Origin of the sequence: Microbacterium sp. Root53 (assembly GCF_001426925.1) — a bacterium.
Lineage (GTDB): Bacteria > Actinomycetota > Actinomycetes > Actinomycetales > Microbacteriaceae > Microbacterium.
On the sequence record NZ_LMFR01000012.1, the window covers coordinates 25,478 to 44,758 of the forward strand.

The following is a 19,281-nucleotide window of genomic DNA, read 5'->3' on the forward strand; positions in this document are numbered from 1 at the left end:
GGGGCTCGGCCGCATCCGCGGCCGGGCCCCTCGTCGTTCGGGGCGGCGCCCGTCCTCACCCGGCCGCCATGGGGGTCGCCGTGCGGAGCAGCCAGCGCCCGTCGAGCCGGACGAGCTGCAGCAGCAAGGACCCGCGCTCCCCCGCCGGGTCGTCCGCGCGCAGCACGGCGACGTCGCCGTAGTCGTCGAGCAGTGCGAGCTGCGTCGCACCGACAGCGGTCTCGAGCGCCTCCGGCGGCAGCGGCTCGGCCCCGGCATCGCGGATGCCCGCGCACAGCGGGTCGCCGTGCGCGACGCATTCGGCCAGCTCGTCGAGCAGCCGCTCGGCGGCCGCGGCGGGATCCTCAGGAGCGGGCGCCCCCGCGACAGGCTCCTCCGAGGACGCCGGCGACGCATCCGGCGAGGGCCCCGGCGCCGCCGCCGGCGATCGCTCCGACGCGCCGCGCGCCGCGGCGGGCTCCGGCTCGGCGGGCCAGAGCAGGCCGCCGCCGAGCACGAGCGCCGCGACGACGCCGCCGGCCAGCAGCGGTGCGCGCCGCCCGCCCGCGAGGCGGGAGCGGAGTGCGGCACGGGTGCGGTCGAGCGCATCCCCCACCGCGTCGGCGATCCCGGCGTCGCCGAAGCGCTCGATGAGCCCCGGGATCCCGGATCCCGCGGGGCGGAGCTCGACAGCCGTCCGAGGCGCCGCCACGCGCGGACCGCCCGCCCTCTCCTCGGCGCGCTCGATCGCGCGCGGGGCGCACGCCTCGAACAGGGCGTCCTCGAGCTGCGGCAGCGCCCTCACGAGCGCCCTGGGCCGCTGCAGAGCGGACCGCCCCTCCTCCAGGAGCCGGACCAGGACCCGGTCCCGCGTGTGCTCGGCCGCCTGGGCGATCACGGCGTCGGCGGCCGAGACCACCGGCTCGGCGTCGTCGGATCCGGGCGCGAACAGCGGCCGGCCCCCGTCGTCGATCCACCACGTGCCGCGCGGGCCCTCGGACTCGGGCGCCTGGTCGGCCCAGGCCTCCCGCACGCCCCGCAGCAGGCTGACGACCAGGGTCACGAGCTCACCCCCGGCCAGCGGCGCGCCACCCGCCGCGCGCGCCGCGAGCAGCCGCGCCAGGGGCTCCCGGCACCAGGGCAGCTCGAGGTCGTGCCCGTCCCCGCGCCGGACGACGTCGCACGGCGCGAGCAGGTGCTGCGGCGGGTCGGGCCGCCCGCAGAAGACGCGGTCCCGCGCCTCGACCGCGTCCGCGAGCACGACCCGTCGATCGCCCGCGGCGGCCAGCACCCCCGCGACGGGCGAGAGGGGCGGCTCGACGCGGCGGATCGGCCGGTACGCGTCGGTCAGCGCGGGCGCCCGCGATCCGACGGGGGTCGTGCCCGAGGACGCGGGCGGCTGCTCGAGAGGCGCGATCGGCGGGCGGGTCATGGCCTCATCCTGCGCCCGCCCCGCCGTCCCTTCGCCCCGCCAGCAGCGCCGGGAGCGAACGCGCCCGGATCGACGGCCTGTGGACGAGTCGCGCGCCGCCCTCACGGTCGGCGCACCGCATCCCACTGGGTACTCTTGACGTATGGCAGCACGCACCCCCGAGGCCGAGAAGCGGCCCGGATTCTTCCGGCAGATCAGGTCCCTGTTCACCTTCACGCGCGAGGTGTACCCCTGGCTCGGGTGGCTGCTGCTCGGCATCCTCGTCGCGGGCGTCCTCGTCGGCGTCCTGATCGGCGTCCTGCTCCAGCCGACGTGGTGGGGCATCCTGCTGTGGGCCATCGCCGGCCTGATGCTCGGCGCGCTCGCGGCCATGACGACCATGACGCGCATCTCCACGCGCGCGATGTACCGCAAGATCGACGGCATGCCCGGCGCGACCGGCCACGTGCTCTCCACGATGCTCGGCCGCAGCTGGCGCTCGAGCGAGATGCCCGTCGGGGTCAACCCCAAGACGCAGGAGGCCGTGTACCGCGCGGTCGGCCGCGGCGGCGTCGTGATCGTCGGCGAGGGCTCGCGCGGCCGCCTCGCGCGCCTGATGCGCGACGAGCGGATGAAGGTCAGCCGCGTCGCCACCGGCGTGCCGGTGCACGAGCTCTACGTCGGCCACGGCGAGGGCGACGTCCCGATCGCGGACCTCGCCAAGACCATCAAGGCGCTCCCCAAGGCCATCGACCGCGCCACCATGGGCGCCGTCGTCCAGCGCATCGAGTCGGTCTCGCAGTCGCTCGCCTCGCTGCCGATCCCCAAGGGCATCGACCCGACCAAGGCCCGCGCGCCCCGACCGCGCTGACGCCTCCGAGCGAAGAGCCCCCGCCGCCGGCGGGGGCTCTTTCCGTCCCGGAGGTCCGGATCAGGCGCGGACGAGCACCGTACCGGCGGCCCGGTCGTGCAGCCCGCGCTGATCGCCGTCCCAGATCACGGCGGGGATGACGAGGACCAGCAGCAGCGTCCGGACGATCGGGCGCCAGACGCCGGGCCACCCGCCGCCCTGGAGCTGCAGCCGCATGCCGGCGAGGCGGTGGCCGGGGCTGCCGCCGATCGTCGGGATGAACAGGATCTGGACGACCGCGAACACGAGCATCGTCGCGATCGCGTCGTACTGGAAGAAGGCGATCGAGATCACCACCGCGGCGAGCCAGTCGATCGCGAGGCCCGCGAGCCGGCGCGGCACCCGGGCGACCGAGCCCGACCCCTCTCTCGGCAGCCCGAGGCGCTGCCCGGGATAGGTCTCGTCGGCGGTGGAGGACGTCATCCGTCCAGCCTACGTGCCGCGGAACGACGCGGATCACGGCGCCCGCGTAACATGCCGGAAACATGAGGGACACCCTCGGGCAACGCCGGGCCTATAGGTTCAGGCCGTCACCTGTGTTCCAGGCGATCCCACCCGAAGTCCCACCAATCTGGAGCCGCAATGTTCAACGACTCATCCGAGGTGCTGAAGTTCATCAAGGACGAGGATGTCAAGTTCCTCGACATCCGCTTCACCGACCTTCCCGGCGTGCAGCAGCACTTCAACATCCCGGCTTCCACCGTCGATGAGGACTTCTTCACGATCGGCCAGCTGTTCGACGGCTCCTCGATCCGAGGCTTCGCGAACATCAACGAGTCGGACATGCAGCTGATCCCCGACGTGACCACCGCGTACGTCGACCCCTTCCGCGAGGCCAAGACCCTCGTGATGGTGTTCGACATCTACAACCCGCGCAACGGCGAGATCTACTCGAAGGACCCGCGTCAGGTCGCCAAGAAGGCCGAGAAGTACCTCGCCTCGACCGGCATCGCCGACACCGCGTTCTTCGCGCCCGAGGCCGAGTTCTTCATCTTCGACGACGTGCGCTACGAGGTCTCGCAGGGCAAGAGCTTCTACTCGGTGGACTCCGAGGAGGCCGCGTGGAACACCGGCCGCGAGGAGGAGGGTGGCAACCTCGCCAACAAGACCCCCTTCAAGGGCGGCTACTTCCCGGTCTCGCCGGTCGACAAGCAGGCGGACATCCGCGATGACATCGTGCTGAAGCTGATCGAGGTCGGCCTCGAGGTCGAGCGCTCGCACCACGAGGTGGGCACCGCCGGCCAGGCCGAGATCAACTACAAGTTCGACACGATGGTCCACGCCGCGGACGACATCCTGAAGTTCAAGTACATCGTCAAGAACACGGCCGAGCAGTGGGGCAAGACCGCCACGTTCATGCCGAAGCCGCTCTTCGGCGACAACGGCTCGGGCATGCACACCCACCAGTCGCTCTGGTCGGACGGCAAGCCGCTGTTCTACGACGAGAAGGGCTACGCGCAGCTCTCGGACATCGCCCGCTGGTACATCGGCGGCATCCTGAAGCACGCCCCCGCCGTGCTCGCGTTCACGAACCCCACGCTGAACTCGTACCACCGCCTGGTCAAGGGCTTCGAGGCGCCGGTCAACCTGGTCTACTCGGCGGGCAACCGCTCGGCGGCCATCCGCATCCCGATCACGGGCTCGAACCCGAAGGCCAAGCGCATCGAGTTCCGCGCGCCGGACTCGTCGGGCAACCCGTACCTCGCGTTCGCCGCGCAGCTGATGGCCGGCATCGACGGCATCAAGAACCGCATCGAGCCGCACGAGCCGGTCGACAAGGACCTGTACGAGCTTCCGGCCGAGGAGGCGAAGAGCATCCCCCAGGTGCCGAACTCGCTGCTCGACTCGCTCGAGGCCCTCAGCAACGACCGCGAGTTCCTCACCGCGGGCGGCGTCTTCACCGACGAGCTGATCGACACGTGGATCGAGTACAAGTACGAGAACGAGATCCTGCCGATGCAGCAGCGTCCGCACCCGTTCGAGTTCGAGCTGTACTACAGCGTCTGATCCGAGCCGCGCGAGGCCCCGTCACCTTCCGAGGTGGCGGGGCCTCCGTCGTCGCGCGAGACTGCAACGCCGCGCCGACACAGCGGGTGACCGCAGCGTTCTCAGCGCGGCGATGCGGTATCAGCGCGGCGATGCGGTCTCAGCGCGGCGATGCGGTCTCGGCGCGGCGTTGCGGTATCAGCCGTAGAAGAGGCGGTCGAAGACGCGGCGCGCGCGGCGCGCGGTGCCGAGCCAGTCCTGCTCCACCTGCGTGGCGCTGTGCGGCGGGTACTCCAGGATGCGGCCGATGCCGTCGAGCAGGCGGCGGTCCGTGGGCAGGACGTCGCTGGTCTGACCCGACAGCAGCGTGTTGGCCGAGCGCAGGCGCGCCGCGAGGAGCCACGCGGCGCGCAGGCGGGAGGCGTCCTCCTCCCCCACGAGGTCGGCCTCGACGGCGGCCTGGAGGGCGTCCAGGGTCGACGTGGTGCGCAGCCCCGGCACCGCGTGGGCGTGCTGCAGCTGCAGGAGCTGGACGAGCCACTCGACGTCGCTCAGGCCGCCGGGGCCGAGCTTGAGATGCCGGGTCGGGTCGACGCGGTGCGGCAGCCGCTCGGTCTCCACGCGCGCCTTGATCCGCTTGATCTCGCGCAGGGCCTGCTGCTCGACGCGCTCGGGGTAGCGCACGTCGTCGGCGAGCTCCGTGAACGCGGCGATCAGCTTCACCGACCCCGCCACGCCCCGCGCGCGCAGCAGCGCCTGCGCCTCCCACGAGAGGGACCAGCGCCGGTAGTACTCGGCGTAGGCGTCGAGCGACCGGACGATCGGGCCCTTGCGCCCCTCGGGGCGCAGGTCGGCGTCGAGGTCGAGCGGCAGGCGGAAGTCCTCCGAGACGCGGCGCACCTCGGCGACGATCTTGAGCGCGAGGGCCTCGGCGCGGTGCGGCTCGACTCCCTCCGGGCGGTACACGTACAGCACGTCGGCGTCGGATCCGAAGCCGAGCTCGGCGCCGCCGAACCGGCCCATGCCGATGATCGCGAAGTCCAGGCTCGCCTCCTCGTCCGGCACGATCTCGCGCCGGACGGCCCGCAGCGTGGCCTGCAGCGTCACCTCGGTGATCGTGGTGAGCGCGTGGCTGAGCTGGTCGATCGTCGTCACGCCGAGCACGGCGCCCATCGCGGTGCGCAGCATCTCGCGGCGGCGGAGCGCCCGCACGGAGCGCATGGCGTCCTCGATCGTCGCGTGGCGGGTCTGGATGGCGCGCGCCTCCTCCTCGAGGGAGGCGCCCGGCCGCGGCAGCAGCTGATCGTCGCTGTCGAGCCACGCGACCGACTCGGGGATCCACTCCATGAGCTCGCCGACGTAACGCGAGGTCGACAGCAGGCGCGTCAGGCGCTCGGCGGCGCCGGACGAGTCGCGCAGCATCCGGAGGAACCACGGCGTGTCCCCCAGTCGCTCGCTGATCCGGCGGAACGCCACCAGCCCGTAGTCCGGATCCGCGCCGTCCGCGAACATCCGGAGCATCACCGGCATCAGATGCTTCTGGATGGTCGCCTTGCGGCTCAGGCCGCTCGTCACCGCGCCGATGTGGCGCAGCGCGACGGCGGGCTCACGGAAGCCGATCGCCGCGAGGCGGTCGCGGGCCTGCTCCGTGGTCAGGCTGCCCTCGTCCTCCGGAAGGCGCGCCACGGCCCCCAGCAGGGGCCGGTAGAACAGGCGCACGTGCACCTCGCGCACCTCGCGCTTGACGTCCTCCCACACCGTCTGGATGCCGTCGGCCGAGTCGGCGAGACCGGTGGCCCGCGCGAGCGCACGCAGGCCCTCCTCCGTGCGCGGCATCAGGTGCGTGCGCGTGAGCCCAGCGAGCTGCAGGCGGTGCTCCAGGAGGCGCAGCGTGCGGTAGTCGCGCGCGAACACGGCGGCCTCGGCGCGGCCGATGTAGCCGCCGGCCTCGAGCGCGTCGATCGCGGGGAGCGTGCCGCGGTGGCGCACCGACTCGTCCGTGCGGCCGTGCACGAGCTGCAGCAGCTGCACCGCGAACTCGATGTCGCGGATGCCGCCGGGGCCGAGCTTGACCTGCAGCGGCACGTCGGCTGGCGGGATGTGCTCCATGACGCGCTCGCGCATCCGCTGGACGCTGTCGACGAAGTCCTCCCGGCCGGCGCTCGCCCACACCTTCGGCTGGGTGGCGGCGACGTACGCCTCACCCAGCTCGTGATCGCCCGCGAGCGGGCGCGCCTTGAGGAGCGCCTGGAACTCCCAGCTCTTGGCCCATCGGTCGTAATACGCGATGTGCGACTCGAGCGTGCGCACGAGCGCGCCCTGCTTGCCCTCGGGGCGCAGGTTCGGGTCCACCTCCCACAGCGGCGGCTCGGCCTCGATGCCGTCGATCCCCCGCATGGTCTGGATGGCCAGGCGCGTGGCGATGTCGATCGCGCGGCCCTCCGACAGCTCCGCCCCCTCGGCGGGCTCGGCGACGAAGATGACGTCGACGTCGCTGACGTAGTTCAGCTCGCGCGCGCCCGACTTGCCCATGCCGATGATCGCGAGGCGCGTGCGCGCGACGTCCTCCCGCGGGTACCCGCCGCCGAAGCCGCCCGCGGCGGCCGAGACCTTGGTGCGGGCGATCGCGAGCGAAGCCTCCAGCGCAGCGCCCGCGGCATCCGCCAGCGCCGCCGTCACGGCGTCGACGACGCTCACGGGCTCCGGATGCATGAGGTCATACGCCGCGATGCCCGCCAGCTGCGCGCGGTACGCGACGCGCAGGCTCACCCAGGCTGCGTCGTCGCCCGAGGACGCGAAGCCGTCGTCGTCGGCGCCGACCGCCTCGAGGAGCGCGGAGCGCAGCGCCTCGCGGGTGGGCAGCTGCATGCCCGCCGCCGGAAGCTCTGTGAGGCGCTCCGGCCGGCGCAGGTAGAAGTCCGCGAAGCCCCGTGAGGCGCCGAGGAGCCGCCACGCGACCTCGCGTCCCCGCGGGTGCGCGAGCACGTCGCGCACGCTCTCCGCCCGCCGGCGGGCGATCCGCACCAGCCCCGCGAGTGCCTCATCCGGATCGGCCGCGCGCGCAGCGTCCGTCAGCAGAGCGTCGCGTTCGAGCCCGACGAGCCCGCCCAGCTCGGCGAGCTGCGTCTCGGCCTCGTCGAGGTGCGCGAAGCCGAGGCGCGCGAGATCCGTGAGGAACGACCTGCGGTCGCGGCTGCTCATGCGCGCCGATTCAGATGATGTCGAGGCTGTGACTCAGCTCGAACTGCGTGACCTGCGCGCGGTACTGCTCGAACTCGCGGCGCTTGTTGCTGAGCACGTAGCTGAAGACCTGCTCGCCGAGCGTCTCGGCGACCAGCTCGCTCTCCTCCATGTGCTCGATCGCGTCGTCGAGGCTGGCCGGCAGCGGCTGGTAGCCGAGCGCACGGCGCTCCCCCGGCGTGAGGGCCCACACGTTGTCCTCGGCCTCGGCGGGCAGCTCGTAGCCCTCCTCGATTCCCTTCAGGCCCGCCGCCAGCATGAGGGCGTAGGCCAGGTACGGGTTGGCGGCGGAGTCGACGCCGCGGTGCTCGATGCGCGCCGACTGGCTCTTGCCCGGCTTGTACAGCGGCACGCGCACGAGCGCCGAGCGGTTGTTGTGACCCCAGGTCACGTAGCTCGGCGCCTCGTCGCCGCCCCACAGGCGCTTGTACGAGTTGACGAACTGGTTGGTGACGGCGGCGATCTCGTTCGCGTGGCGCAGCAGGCCCGCGATGAAGCGACGTCCGGTCTGCGAGAGCTGGTACTGCGCGCCCTCCTCGTAGAAGGCGTTGACGTCGCCCTCGAACAGCGACATGTGCGTGTGCATGCCGCTGCCCGGCTGGCCGGCGAGGGGCTTGGGCATGAAGGTGGCGTGCACGCCCTGCTCGATCGCCACCTCCTTGACCACGGTGCGGAAGGTCATGATGTTGTCCGCCATGGTCAGGCCGTCGGCGTAGCGCAGATCGATCTCGTTCTGGCCAGGGCCGCCCTCGTGGTGGCTGTACTCCACCGAGATGCCGAGGTCCTCGAGCATCCGCACCGAGCGGCGGCGGAAGTCGTGCGCCGTGCCGCCGGGGACGTTGTCGAAGTAGCCCGCGTGGTCGACCGGCTCCAGGCCGTCGGGGCCGGGCGTGGACGACTTGAACAGGTAGAACTCGATCTCGGGGTGCGTGTAGAACGTGAAGCCCGCGTCCGCGGCCTTGGCGAGCGTGCGCTTGAGCACGTTGCGCGGATCCGCGACCGCCGGCTGCCCATCGGGGGTGGTGAGGTCGCAGAACATGCGGGCGGTCGGATCGACCTCGCCGCGCCACGGCAGCGTCTGGAAGGTCGTGGGATCCGGGTGGGCGAGCAGGTCGGACTCGTACGTGCGGGTCAGTCCCTCGATCGCGGAGCCGTCGAAGCCGATGCCCTCGCTGAAGGCGCCCTCGACCTCGGCCGGCGCGATCGCGACCGACTTCAGCGTGCCGACCACGTCCGTGAACCACAGACGCACGAACTTGACGCCGCGCTCCTCGATCGTGCGCAGCACGAAGTCCCTCTGCTTGTCCATCGTGTCCCCTCTGGAGGCGATATAGACGGGCGTTCCCGCTCGCCCAGCCTAGTGGTCAGAAGGGACCCGGCCCCGCTCGACACGGCCCCGCCGGGGGTCAGGGCGTGCCCGCGCCCCAGCCGCGCTCGCGCTCCTCGTCCTCGGCCCAGGCCTTGGACCGCGTCTGCAGCAGCTGCGGGGCGTTGCGCGCCTCCTCCGCGGTGTCGAACGGGCCCACGCGATCGATCGCGGGCGACTCGGGCCCGTGCTCGACCTCGCCGGTGCGCATGTTGTACCAGTACTTGCTCTCGATCTCGTCGGGCGTCTCCGAGGTGCTCATGCCCCTGATCCTAGGCACGCGCCCCTCCGCGCCGCAGGGGCTTGCGCTCGAGCGCCCGTGCCGTTCCGGATCAGCGGAACATGGCGCGGACGCGGGCGGCGTCGTCGGCGCGGCGCGCGCGGCGGGCCGCGGGGCGGCGGGGCGTGCGGCGGCTCGAGCCGCCACGGCCGCGAAGGGCGTGCAGCACGCCGACGAGCGCGAGGCCGAGGAGGCCTCCCCAGAACAGGAGGGCCTGCACCCACGGCCCGACGACGACGCCCGGCGTGAGGCCCTCGCGGAGCTCGACGTCGCCGATCAGGATGCCCGACTGGTCGACGGCCAGCGACGACATCGTCGTTCCGTCGGGCGCGACGATCTGGCTCGTGCCGACCGTCGAGAGGTTGACCACCGACCGTCCGGTCTCGATCGCGCGCATCCGGGCGAACGCCAGCTGCTGCAGGTTCTCGTCGGTGCCGCGGAAGTCGGCGTTGTTGGTCTGGAAGACGTACAGCTGGGCGCCCCGGTGCGCGCCCTCGCGGATGATGTCGTCGTAGATCACATCGAAGCAGATCGCGAGGCCGATGATCGCCTCGCCCACGTCGATCGTCGGCGCGTCCGTGCCGGGCGTGTACTCGCGCCCGATCAGCCCGATGAGATCGGGGACGAGGCCCTCGTAGAACGCGCGGTCCGGCACGTACTCGCCGAACGGCACCGGATGCCACTTGGAGTGCGTCTGCAGCCCGCCCGCGACGTCCGCGCCGTCGGCGGTCCACAGCATGGAGGTGTTGTAGATGAGGTCGTCGCGCACCGAGGCCGCGTTCATCAGGATCGGCGCGTCGAAGGCGCGCGCCGCGGCGGACAGCTCGAGCGCCGTCGTCTGATCCTGCAGCGGGTCGTATTCGACGCCGCCCTCGGGCCACACGACGACGTCGACCTGCTCCCCGCGCAGCGGCGCCGAGGCGTCCAGCTGCGCCTGCAGCACCGAGTACGGCTCGCGGTGGTCGAAGTACGCGGTGGGACCGTCCCCCTGCACCGCGCCGACGGTCAGGGTCCCCGCGCTCGCCGTCTGCCATTGCGGCACCACCAGCAGGACGAGCGCCACGGCCGCGGCCGGGGCCAGCGACGACGGCCGCCACGCGCGCGTGCGCACGATCTCGATCACCGCGGCGCTGAACATCACGATGAGGAACGTCAGCCCGCTCACGCCGATCCACGACGTCACCTGCGCGAGCGGGCTCTCGGACTGGCTCATGCCGATCCGGCCCCAGGCGAACCCGCCGTACGGCCAGGACCCGGTCGCGAGCTCGCGCGCGGTCCACAGCGCCGCGACGAGCGCCGGGAGCCCGACCAGCCGGGCCCACCGGCCCGTCGGGAACCAGCGGTAGGCGAGCGCCATCGGGACGGCGCCGAGGCCCGTGAAGATGGTCTGCAGCCCCGCGAGCGCCACCCAGGGCAGCCAGGCCAGCGGCTGGTCGGCCAGGAACCGCGCCGTCCAGTCGATGTGCGGGAACCAGAACGCGGCGCCGAACGCGAGGCCGGCGAGCAGCGCACCGCCCGCGCGACGCCCGATCAGGGACGCGAGAGACAGCGCCACCGCCACCGGGGCGAGCGCCCAGATCCCGAGCGAGGGGAAGGACGCGTCGAGCGCGAGGCCGCCCGCAGCCGCGACGACGAGCGCCGCCCAGAGCGGTAGCGCCGTCCGCTCGTCCGGCCCGGTCCGGGGCCGCCTCGATCGGCTCATACCGAGCTGTACGCCACGACGCCGCGGCGCACCGCGTCGAGCGCCCGACGGGCGGTTCGGGCGAGCTCGCCCTCCGCGACCAGCGACAGCTGGTCGAGCAGGTCGATGGTCTGCTTCGCCCAGCGCACGAAGTCGCCCGCGGCCATGTCCGCCTCCACCAGCACGCTGTCGAGCAGTGCGCCGCGCGCCCACATGTGCATGGCAGCCGCGAGCCCCGTCGCGACCGGCTCGGATCCGGGCAGCCGGTGATCCTGCTCCAGGTCGTCGAGACGGGCCCACAGGTCCTCGGTCTCGCTGAGCGCGAGGCGGAAGGCCCCGCGCGGGAGCGACCGCGGGTCGGCCCCGCCGTCGTTTCCGCGCGGCTCGTACACCAGGCAGCAGGCGAGCGCCGCGAGTGAGGCCGCGTCGAGGTTCTTCCATATGCCGGTGCGGAGCGACTCGGCGACCAGCAGGTCGCGCTCGCCGTAGATCCGGCGCATCCGGCGGCCGGCCTCGGTGAGCGTCGCCTCGTCGCCGTCCAGGCGCACGTAGTCGAGCGCGGTGAGCACCTCGATGATGCGGTCGAACACGCGGGCGACCGTGCCCGTGCGGTTCTCGATCTGGCGCCGCGTCTTGTCGGTCTGGCGGCGCAGCTTCCAGTACCGCTCCGCCCAGCGGGCGTGCTGCTCGCGGTCCGGGCAGCGGTGGCAGGGGTGGCGCTGCATGCGCCGGCGCAGCCCGCCGATCTCGCGCTGGCGCTGCTCGCGCGTGCCGCGCGAGGCGCCCGCGTCCTTGCGGTTCAGCTTCTCGAGGTCGCTGAGGTCGCGCCGGATGGCCGAGTACTCGGTGAAGTCGCCGTGCTCGCAGGTCATCGCCTTGGCGTACCCGGCGAGCGACTCCTCGGCGTCCTTCACCTGGCGGGCGAGGCCCACCACCGCCCGGTCGGCCTGGAACTGCGCGAACGACGATTCCAGGATCTGCCGCGCGCGGGCCCGACCGAACTGGTCGATCAGGTTCACGGCCATGTTGTACGTCGGCCGGAAGCTCGAGTTCAGCGGGTAGGTGCGGCGCGAGGCGAGCGCGGCGACGGCCTGCGGGTCCATGCCCTCGGTCCACTGCACGACCGCGTGCCCCTCGACGTCGATGCCGCGCCGGCCCGCGCGCCCCGTGAGCTGCGTGTACTCCCCCGACGTGATCGCGACGCGCGCCTCGCCGTTGAACTTCTCGAGCTTCTCGAGCACGACCGTGCGGGCGGGCATGTTGATGCCCAGCGCGAGCGTCTCGGTCGCGAACACGACCTTCACCAGCTTGCGCTGGAACAGCTCCTCGACGACCTCCTTGAACGCGGGAAGGAGCCCGGCGTGGTGCGCCGCGACGCCGCGCTCGAGGTTCTCGACCCACTCCCAGTAGCCGAGCGCCGCGAGATCCTCGTCCGGGAGCGCCCCGGTGCGCGACGCGACGACGGCACGGATCTCCGCGCGCTCCTCGGCGGTCGTGAGGCGCAGGCCCGACCGGCGCACCTGCTGCACCGCGCCCTCGCACCCGGCACGGCTGAAGATGAAGAAGATCGCCGGCAGCAGGTTCGATCGCTCCAGGAGGTGCACGACCTCCGGGCGGTCGATCCGCTCGAGCCGCCGCGGCGGGCCGGGTCGCTTGAAGCCGGGCTTGGGACGCCTTCCGCCCCCGCCCTTGCGCCGGCCGTCGAAGTAGGCGCTGTTGGCGGCGAAGGCCTGACCACCGCGGATCCGCATCAGCTCCTGGTTGACCTGCGCGGTCGCCACGCCGGCGCGGTCGTCGAACAGCGGCAGGAGGTCGCCGCGCACCAGCACGTGCTGCTCCAGCGGCACGGGCCGGGTCTCCGACACGATCACCTCGGTGTCGCCCCGCACCGTGTCGAGCCAGTCGCCGAACTCCTCGGCGTTCGAGACCGTGGCGCTCAGCGACACCAGGCGCACGTCGGCGGGCAGGTGGATGATGACCTCCTCCCACACCGCCCCGCGGAACCGGTCGGCAAGGTAGTGGACCTCGTCCATCACGACGTACCGCAGGCCGCGCAGCGCCGGGGAGTCCGCGTACAGCATGTTGCGCAGGACCTCGGTCGTCATCACCAGCACGCGCGCGCCGCCGTTGATGTTGGTGTCGCCCGTGAGCAGGCCCACCTCGTCCTCCCCGTAGACGTCCTGCAGCTCGCGGAACTTCTGGTTCGACAGCGCCTTGATGGGCGTCGTGTAGAACGCCTTCTGGTTCGGCGTCTGCATCGCGAGGTGGACCGCGAACTCGCCCACGATGGTCTTGCCCGCGCCGGTGGGCGCCGCGACGAGCACGCTGCGGCCGTCCTCGAGCGCGTGGCACCCGGCGATCTGGAAGTCGTCGAGCGTGAACCGCTGCGCGTCGGCGAACGCCCGGGTCTGCGGGTGGGCGCGGTCCGCGCGCGCCGCCGCGTAGCGCTCGGCCGGGCTCGGCTCGGTCATGACTCCTCCGCGAGCAGCGCCTTCTCGCGCCTGCTCTTGCGGCGGTCGAAGAGCAGCGAGACGCCCGCCGCGGCGAAGTAGAGCACGATCAGCGCGGCCGCGAGCAGCATCATCGAGGCCACGTCGGCCGCCGGGGTCGCGAGCGCAGCGAAGGCCGTCGCGACGACGATCGCGACGCGCCAGCCCTTGAGGATCTCGCGCGCCGTCAGCACACCCGCAAGGTTCAGCGCGACCAGGAACACGGGCGACACGAACGCGATGCCGATGACCGTCACGGTCTTGAACGCGAAGTCGTAGTACGCGGCGGCCTCGTAGAACTGCGAGGCGAACTGCTGGTCGGGCACGAACGACGACATGAGCAGCAGGATGTGCGGCATGATCAGCACGCCTACATAGCAGCCCGCGAAGAACAGCGGGATCGCGGTGGCCATGAAGCCGATCGTGTACCGCACCTCGCGCCGGGTCAGGCCCGGCATCACGTACGCCCAGATCTGCCACAGCCAGATCGGCGCCGAGAACAGCAGGCCGATCGCGAACGCGATGCGCATGCGCATGTCGAACGCGCTGGACACGCCCGTGTACGTCAGGCGCGTGAAGTCGTCGCCGAGCCGCTCGGCGACCTCCTCGATGGGCCCGAGCAGGAACGCGATGATCGGGTCGGTCACGAAGAACGCGACGACCATGCCGACCACGAGCGCGGCCGCGGCGATCATCAGGCGACGGCGCAGCTCGACCAGGTGCTCCGCGAGCGACATCCGCCGGTCGCGGTACGGCTGGTCGTCCCGCGACGCCGCGGGGTCGATGGCCGTCACCGTCAGGACTTGGGCGGAGTGCCCGGGTCCTCCGCGCCCGGCAGGCGGTCGGTCGGCTCGCCGTTGACGGTGTACCCGCCGGCGGGCCGGTCGGTCGCGGCGCCCGTGGCCTGAGGAGTCTCGTCCTCGGCCTTCATCTGCTTCATCTCGCCCTTGAACACACGTGCAGACTGGCCGATGCTCTTCGCGAGCGCGGGGAGGCGGGCGGCACCGAACAGAAGCAGGATCACGGCGAGCAGGATGAGCAGGTGCCAGCCGTTGAGGTTGCCAAGCATGGGGGATCTCCGTCGTTCGGCGGTACGGGAATGCGGGTTCAGTCTAACCGCGCCCGCCGGGGGGGCGATCTCAGCCGCGCCGCGTCAGTCGGTCTCGCCGTACAGCGCGAGCGCCTCGGCCGCCCACTCGGCGGCGGCCCGTCGGGCCGAGGCGGGCTCCAGCACCTCGACGCGGCCGGCGCGGCGCGCGGCGAGCCGCTTCAGGCTGCGCGCGTCCGAGACCCGCAACCGGGCGGTCGTGACCCCGTCGGCCTCGGTCGTCTCGGCGCCCGCCAGGTAGTCGCCCACCAGGGGCGCGAGCGACGACGCGAAGCGCACCACGGCGACCTGGTCGTTCTCGCCCGGCTCGAACAGCCCCGGCACCGGCTCGTGCGCGTGCTCGATCGGGATGTCCGTGAGCGTCGGATCGCGCACGCGCTCCAGCAGGAAGTTCCGCATGGCGCGGCGCAGGTGGCACCACCCCTGCAGGTACCACTGGCCGTCGGTCACGATCACCTTGACCGGGTCCACCGTGCGCGTCGTCGGCTCGGCGTCGGGACGACGGTACGTGAAGGACAGCGCGACCTGCTCGCGCAGCGCCTGCGACACGAGCGTGCGGACCTCGTCGACGGGCTCGGGCGCGACGATCACCTCGGCGGGCGTCGACGACGCGCCCCGCGCGAGCTTCGCCAGCAGGCCGGACAGGACCTCGCCCGGCGCGACGCCGGGCAGCGAGCTGGCGAGCCGGAGACCGGCGAGCAGCGCGGCGGCCTCGCGGGCCGTCAGCCGCGGGGCGCGCTCGAGCCCGACGGTCTGGGTGATCTCGATGACGTCGTGCTCGTCGAGCAGGTCCCAGTTGATGTCGAACATCTCGTTCGGCATCTGCAGGTAGTCGCCCTCGCCCGGCATGCCGATGACCGTGAGCTTCTCGACCATCGAGCGCATCTCGTCGGGGGTCACGTCGAACTCGCGCGCCGCTTCGGCGAGCGAGACCTCGCCGCGCTCGATCAGGTACGGCACGAGGGTCAGGAACAGCCGGACCTTGTCCGGCGTGAGCAGGCGGGTCACGCGGCCTCCCCCGGCTCGGGCGTGCGGTGGGCGTCGCGCGCGGCGCGCAGCCGCTCGATCACGGCGGTCCGCAGCGACTCCGGCTCCACCACGCGGACCTCGGGCCCGTACGAGGCGAGCTCGTCGGCGAAGATGTGCGCGTCGACGTACGGAACGCGGATGCCCTGCTCGGCGGGCTCGCCGCGGCGCGTCAGCCGCAGCGCGGCCTCGGTCCCGGGGGTGATCTCCACCAGCGCCCGGTTGCGGGCGGCCACGTCCCGCAGCCCCTGCATGGCGCGCTCTCCCGCGCCCTCGCGCAGGGCCGGGTCGAACCCCTCGCCCGTCATCGCCACGTCGCCCACGATGCGCGACAGGAGGAACATCCGCTCGCCGTCGGCGTCGACGTCGTGGGCCGACACGTGCCAGCGGCCCTCGTAGTCGACCAGCGCGAGGGGCCGGACCGTGCGGCGGCGCGGCTTCTCCTCCCCCGGCTTGAGGTAGTCGAAGGAGACCACGCGGCAGGCCTCGATCGCGTCCTGCAGCGGCCCGAACGACGGCTCGCGCACGGTCATCCGGGGCGCGAAGCCGATGATCGGCTCGTCGACCTCGATGCCGAGCGCGCGGATCTTGCGCAGCCCGGTGTGGGCGTCCTTGGACAGCGACCCCTCGCTCCACACCGAGCCCGCGAGGGCCAGGATCGCCAGCTCGGCCGGCGTGAACGCGATGTCGGCGGGCAGGTCGTATTCCGCCTTCGGGATGCGATAGCGCGCCTCGCGCAGGTCCTTGGGGTCAGCGTGGTCGCCGAGCGTCTCGATCGGCACGCCGATCGCGCGCAGGTCGTCCTTGTCGCGCTCGAACATCTTGTCCAGAGCGTCGGCGCGTCCCCCGGACCGCTGCCGGTACCCCGACACGGTCTCGAGGACCTGCTGCTTGGTCAGCCCGATCTCCGTGGCCATGAGGGCCACGATCAGATTGAGCTGGCGCTCTTCCGCCGGGATCTGCTGGGCCACGCACCCATCCTAGGACGGGCCGTCGGCGCCGAGCGCGTGCGCCTCGGCTACTGGGGCGGCGTCTGTCCGGCGGGCAGCGTGCCCAGGATGTCGATCGCGAACACGAGCGTCGAGTTCGCCGGGATGGCGCCCTGCTCCTGGTCGCCGTAGCCCTGGTCCGGCGGGATGACCACGAGCACCTGCGAGCCGACGGTCTGGCCCTTGAGCGCCTCGGCGAAGCCGGGCACGACCTGGTCGGCCGACAGGGCCGCGGGGGCGCCGTTCTCCCAGGTGGAGTCGAACACCTCGCGGTCCGCCCACGTCACGCCGGTGTACTGCACGAGCACGGTCTCGTCCTCGCCCAGGACCGGGCCGTCGCCCTTGATGAGCGTCTGCACGACGGTCTCGGAGGGCGGCGGCGCGTCCGGGACGATGATGCCGGGGCGGCCGTCGGGGGCGCGCACGACCGTGGGCAGGCCCAGGCCGTCGTTGTACTGCGGCGTTCCCGACGCGGCGCGCGGCAGCACCTTGCGCACGTCGACGACCGCGATGAGCGAGCCCTCGGCGGGGAGGCCGGCCTGCGCGTATGCGGCGCGGGTCTCCTCGGTGACGCCGTCCTGCGACATCGCGACGGCGATCCGGGATCCCTCGGTCGCGCACAGCAGGGCGTCCTCGAGCGCGGGGAACTGCTCGGTCCAGCCGGTGAGCGGGCCGACCGCCGAGACGTCGCCGCTGTACGCGGTGCCGATCAGCGCCTGCCCGGTCTCGCCGTCGAAGAGCGTGATGTCGAGCACACCGGGCTGCGCGAGGTCGGTGATCACGGGGCCGTCGCCGCGCTCGACGTCGGCGTAGGCGTCCTCGTCGGTCGTGAACGGCGTGAACACGTCCAGCGTGGGCGCCGACTCCAGGGCGCCGGACACCTCGATCAGCGACATGGTCTCCGGGTCGCTGTCGGCGACGCGGTCGCACGTGGCTCCGGCGGTGCCGGCGGGCGCGCAGCCCACCAGGGCGACTCCGACGAGGGCGGCGATCGAGAGGACGGCCGAGGTTCTCCGCATGCCGTTCAGTCTATGCGTCCCGCTCGGGTGCCTCCGACGCCGCGGTGGCGCCCCCGGGCGCGTCCTCCTCGGCCGCCCGGCCCGATGCGAGCCGTGCGCCCTGCGCGGCCTTCTGCGCCTCGCGGATGCGCTTGCGGAGGTTCTTGTCGGTGATCTCGCGGTCGCCGACGGCGCCGGGCGTCCAGATCTCGACGTCCTCGTCCGAGAAGCTCTTCTTCGAGGCGCGGCGCTTGACCTCGGGCGGCACGACGCCCGGGGCCAGGCGACGCGCGGAGATCAGGAACGCCGTGTGCGCGACCATCCGGTGGTCGGGGCGCACCGCGAGGCCCTCGACGTGCCAGCCGCGCACCAGGGTCTCGTTCGCCTCGGGGTCGGTGAAGGCGCCCGTGCCGCGGATGTACTCGGCGACGCGCGAGAGCTGGGTGGCGGTCGCGACGTAGCAGATGACCACGCCGCCGGGCGTGAGCGCGTCCGCGACCGCGTCCATGACCTCCCACGGGGCGAGCATGTCGAGCACGACGCGGTCGACCGATCCCGGCTCGACCGCGGCGGGAAGCGCCTCGGCGAGGTCGCCGATCACGACCTGCCAGGTGTCGGGCGTCTCGCCGAAGAAGGTCTCGACGTTCGCCTGCGCCACCTCCGCGAACTCGGCGCGGCGCTCGAACGAGATCAGCCGCCCCTCCGAGCCGACCGCGCGCAGCAGCGACAGCGACAGGGCTCCCGAGCCGACGCCGGCCTCGACCACGACCGCGCCCGGGAAGATGTCGGCCTGCGCGACGATGGCCGCCGCGTCCTTCGGATAGACGATCGCGGCGCCGCGGGGCATGGACATCACGAAGTCGCGTAGCAGCGGACGCAGCGCCAGATACTCGTGCCCCGAGCTGTTCTCGAACACCGACCCGTCGGGGTGGCCGACGAGCTGCTCGTGCTTCAGCACGCCGTGGTGCGTGTGGAGCTCGCCGCCCTCGCGCAGCGTGATGGTGTGCATGCGGCCCTTGGGACCCGTCAGCTGCACGCGGTCGCCGTAGCGGAACGGACCACTCGGACGCGCCGCGCCGGTCACGCGAGCTCCCCCGCGGTGCGCACCGCGTACGCCGCATGCAGCGCCGCGAGGTCGCCGGAGGTCCGGCCCGCCAGGGTCGGCCACAGCTCCGCGGCGCCCACGCCGTCGAGCGAGACCATGTTGGGCACGCCGAGCGCCACGGCGCCCGAGGCGATCGCCGCGCGCAGGCCGTTGGGCGAGTCCTCGATCGCGACCGTGTCGGCGATGTCGACGCCCAGAGCCTCGGCCGCCTGCAGGTAGGGGTCCGGGTACGGCTTGGGGCGGTGCGCGTCGTCGCCGGCGACGACCACGTCGAAGGCCGGGAAGTCGATCAGGTCGGCGATCGCGAGCGCCATGTGGCGCATCGACATCGTCACGAGGCCCGTGCGGATGCCCGCGGCGCGCAGGTCGCGCAGCAGCTCGAGCGCGCCCGGGCGGAACGGCACGCCGTTCTCCACGCACGAGGCGATCACCCGCGCGCTCAGCGTCGTGATGATCTCGTCCACGCTGAGGCGCACGCCTGCCTGCTGCAGGATCCGCGCGGACGCGTCCAGGCTCAGGCCCACCAGCTGCAGGGCGTCCTCGTGCGTCCAGGTGCCGCTGTACTCCTCGACGAGCGGCGCCTCGGCCGCGATCCAGTACGGCTCCGTGTCGACGAGCGTGCCGTCCATGTCCCACAGGACGGCGCGGAGCTCCGGGCTGCCCTCGGCGGGCGCGGCGGCGTGAGGCGAAGTCATCCGCCCAGCCTAGTCCGC

At 72.7% G+C, this 19,281-nt stretch carries 16 protein-coding genes; 2 read left to right on the forward strand and 14 right to left on the reverse strand.

What is annotated here, in order from left to right; translation table 11 throughout:
- Nucleotides 1–55 precede the first annotated feature (55 nt).
- The gene (locus ASD19_RS05005; RefSeq protein WP_055989277.1) at nucleotides 56–1,411 is read right to left on the reverse strand and encodes a hypothetical protein; all 1,356 of its coding nucleotides are present in this window, start codon (nucleotides 1,409–1,411) and stop codon (nucleotides 56–58) included.
- A gap of 142 nt (nucleotides 1,412–1,553) precedes the next feature.
- On the opposite strand from ASD19_RS05005, the gene ASD19_RS05010 reads away from it, so the two are divergent.
- The gene (locus tag ASD19_RS05010; protein ID WP_055989279.1) at nucleotides 1,554–2,261 is read left to right on the forward strand and encodes a DUF4191 family protein; all 708 of its coding nucleotides are present in this window, start codon (nucleotides 1,554–1,556) and stop codon (nucleotides 2,259–2,261) included.
- 60 nt (nucleotides 2,262–2,321) lie between these two features.
- On the opposite strand, the gene ASD19_RS05015 is transcribed toward ASD19_RS05010, so the two are convergent.
- Nucleotides 2,322–2,723: a transporter gene (locus tag ASD19_RS05015; RefSeq protein ID WP_055989282.1), complete on the reverse strand. Its 402-nt coding sequence runs from the start codon at nucleotides 2,721–2,723 to the stop codon at nucleotides 2,322–2,324.
- A 159-nt stretch (nucleotides 2,724–2,882) separates the two neighbouring features.
- On the opposite strand from ASD19_RS05015, the gene glnA (ASD19_RS05020) reads away from it, so the two are divergent.
- Nucleotides 2,883–4,307, forward strand: a complete 1,425-nt coding sequence (gene glnA, locus ASD19_RS05020) for a type I glutamate--ammonia ligase (RefSeq protein ID WP_055989286.1) — start codon at nucleotides 2,883–2,885, stop codon at nucleotides 4,305–4,307.
- Nucleotides 4,308–4,484: 177 nt separating this feature from the next.
- Here the strand turns inward: glnA (ASD19_RS05020) and ASD19_RS05025 are convergent, their stop codons facing one another.
- From ASD19_RS05025 to ASD19_RS05080, 12 genes are all read right to left on the reverse strand, one after another.
- Nucleotides 4,485–7,487 (reverse strand): bifunctional [glutamine synthetase] adenylyltransferase/[glutamine synthetase]-adenylyl-L-tyrosine phosphorylase, encoded by a 3,003-nt coding sequence (locus tag ASD19_RS05025; protein ID WP_055989289.1) that lies wholly within the window; start codon nucleotides 7,485–7,487, stop codon nucleotides 4,485–4,487.
- A 10-nt stretch (nucleotides 7,488–7,497) separates the two neighbouring features.
- On the reverse strand, nucleotides 7,498–8,835 hold the full coding sequence (glnA, locus tag ASD19_RS05030; protein ID WP_055989292.1) for a type I glutamate--ammonia ligase: 1,338 nt from the start codon (nucleotides 8,833–8,835) through the stop codon (nucleotides 7,498–7,500).
- 97 nt (nucleotides 8,836–8,932) lie between these two features.
- Nucleotides 8,933–9,154 (reverse strand): hypothetical protein, encoded by a 222-nt coding sequence (locus ASD19_RS05035; RefSeq protein WP_055989295.1) that lies wholly within the window; start codon nucleotides 9,152–9,154, stop codon nucleotides 8,933–8,935.
- Nucleotides 9,155–9,224: 70 nt separating this feature from the next.
- Entirely contained in the window at nucleotides 9,225–10,874 is a 1,650-nt protein-coding gene (lnt, locus tag ASD19_RS05040; RefSeq protein WP_055989298.1) for an apolipoprotein N-acyltransferase, read from the reverse strand.
- The gene (locus ASD19_RS05045) at nucleotides 10,871–13,324 is read right to left on the reverse strand and encodes a DEAD/DEAH box helicase (RefSeq protein ID WP_055989300.1); all 2,454 of its coding nucleotides are present in this window, start codon (nucleotides 13,322–13,324) and stop codon (nucleotides 10,871–10,873) included. The genes lnt and ASD19_RS05045 overlap by 4 nt, the downstream gene beginning before the upstream one ends.
- The gene (gene tatC, locus ASD19_RS05050; protein WP_055989303.1) at nucleotides 13,321–14,142 is read right to left on the reverse strand and encodes a twin-arginine translocase subunit TatC; all 822 of its coding nucleotides are present in this window, start codon (nucleotides 14,140–14,142) and stop codon (nucleotides 13,321–13,323) included. The genes ASD19_RS05045 and tatC overlap by 4 nt, the downstream gene beginning before the upstream one ends.
- Nucleotides 14,139–14,411, reverse strand: a complete 273-nt coding sequence (gene tatA, locus ASD19_RS13990) for a twin-arginine translocase TatA/TatE family subunit (RefSeq protein ID WP_082542995.1) — start codon at nucleotides 14,409–14,411, stop codon at nucleotides 14,139–14,141. Before tatA ends, tatC begins: the two co-directional genes overlap by 4 nt.
- 84 nt (nucleotides 14,412–14,495) lie before the next feature.
- Nucleotides 14,496–15,458, reverse strand: a complete 963-nt coding sequence (locus ASD19_RS05060) for a helix-turn-helix transcriptional regulator (RefSeq protein ID WP_055989306.1) — start codon at nucleotides 15,456–15,458, stop codon at nucleotides 14,496–14,498.
- A complete protein-coding gene (locus tag ASD19_RS05065) occupies nucleotides 15,455–16,447 on the reverse strand; it encodes a helix-turn-helix transcriptional regulator (protein WP_055989309.1) in 993 nt (330 codons plus the stop codon). Before ASD19_RS05065 ends, ASD19_RS05060 begins: the two co-directional genes overlap by 4 nt.
- Nucleotides 16,448–16,494: 47 nt before the next feature.
- Nucleotides 16,495–17,484, reverse strand: coding sequence for an FKBP-type peptidyl-prolyl cis-trans isomerase (locus tag ASD19_RS05070; protein ID WP_055989312.1), 990 nt, complete (start codon nucleotides 17,482–17,484; stop codon nucleotides 16,495–16,497).
- Between the two features lie 10 nt (nucleotides 17,485–17,494).
- Nucleotides 17,495–18,547 (reverse strand): tRNA (adenine-N1)-methyltransferase, encoded by a 1,053-nt coding sequence (locus ASD19_RS05075; RefSeq protein ID WP_055989314.1) that lies wholly within the window; start codon nucleotides 18,545–18,547, stop codon nucleotides 17,495–17,497.
- Nucleotides 18,544–19,263 (reverse strand): HAD family hydrolase, encoded by a 720-nt coding sequence (locus ASD19_RS05080; protein ID WP_235562975.1) that lies wholly within the window; start codon nucleotides 19,261–19,263, stop codon nucleotides 18,544–18,546. The genes ASD19_RS05075 and ASD19_RS05080 overlap by 4 nt, the downstream gene beginning before the upstream one ends.
- Nucleotides 19,264–19,281: the final 18 nt, after the last annotated feature.

Coding starts and splice junctions, on each gene's coding strand:
- ASD19_RS05015 (WP_055989282.1), bottom strand. CDS start 2,723: ATGACGTCCTCCACCGCCGACGAGACCTATCCCGGGCAGCGCCTCGGG.
- ASD19_RS05010 (WP_055989279.1), top strand. CDS start 1,554: ATGGCAGCACGCACCCCCGAGGCCGAGAAGCGGCCCGGATTCTTCCGG.
- ASD19_RS05005 (WP_055989277.1), bottom strand. CDS start 1,411: ATGACCCGCCCGCCGATCGCGCCTCTCGAGCAGCCGCCCGCGTCCTCG.
- glnA (WP_055989292.1), bottom strand. CDS start 8,835: ATGGACAAGCAGAGGGACTTCGTGCTGCGCACGATCGAGGAGCGCGGC.
- lnt (WP_055989298.1), bottom strand. CDS start 10,874: ATGAGCCGATCGAGGCGGCCCCGGACCGGGCCGGACGAGCGGACGGCG.
- ASD19_RS05080 (WP_235562975.1), bottom strand. CDS start 19,263: ATGACTTCGCCTCACGCCGCCGCGCCCGCCGAGGGCAGCCCGGAGCTC.
- ASD19_RS05045 (WP_055989300.1), bottom strand. CDS start 13,324: ATGACCGAGCCGAGCCCGGCCGAGCGCTACGCGGCGGCGCGCGCGGAC.
- ASD19_RS05035 (WP_055989295.1), bottom strand. CDS start 9,154: ATGAGCACCTCGGAGACGCCCGACGAGATCGAGAGCAAGTACTGGTAC.
- ASD19_RS05070 (WP_055989312.1), bottom strand. CDS start 17,484: ATGCGGAGAACCTCGGCCGTCCTCTCGATCGCCGCCCTCGTCGGAGTC.
- glnA (WP_055989286.1), top strand. CDS start 2,883: ATGTTCAACGACTCATCCGAGGTGCTGAAGTTCATCAAGGACGAGGAT.
- tatA (WP_082542995.1), bottom strand. CDS start 14,411: ATGCTTGGCAACCTCAACGGCTGGCACCTGCTCATCCTGCTCGCCGTG.
- ASD19_RS05025 (WP_055989289.1), bottom strand. CDS start 7,487: ATGAGCAGCCGCGACCGCAGGTCGTTCCTCACGGATCTCGCGCGCCTC.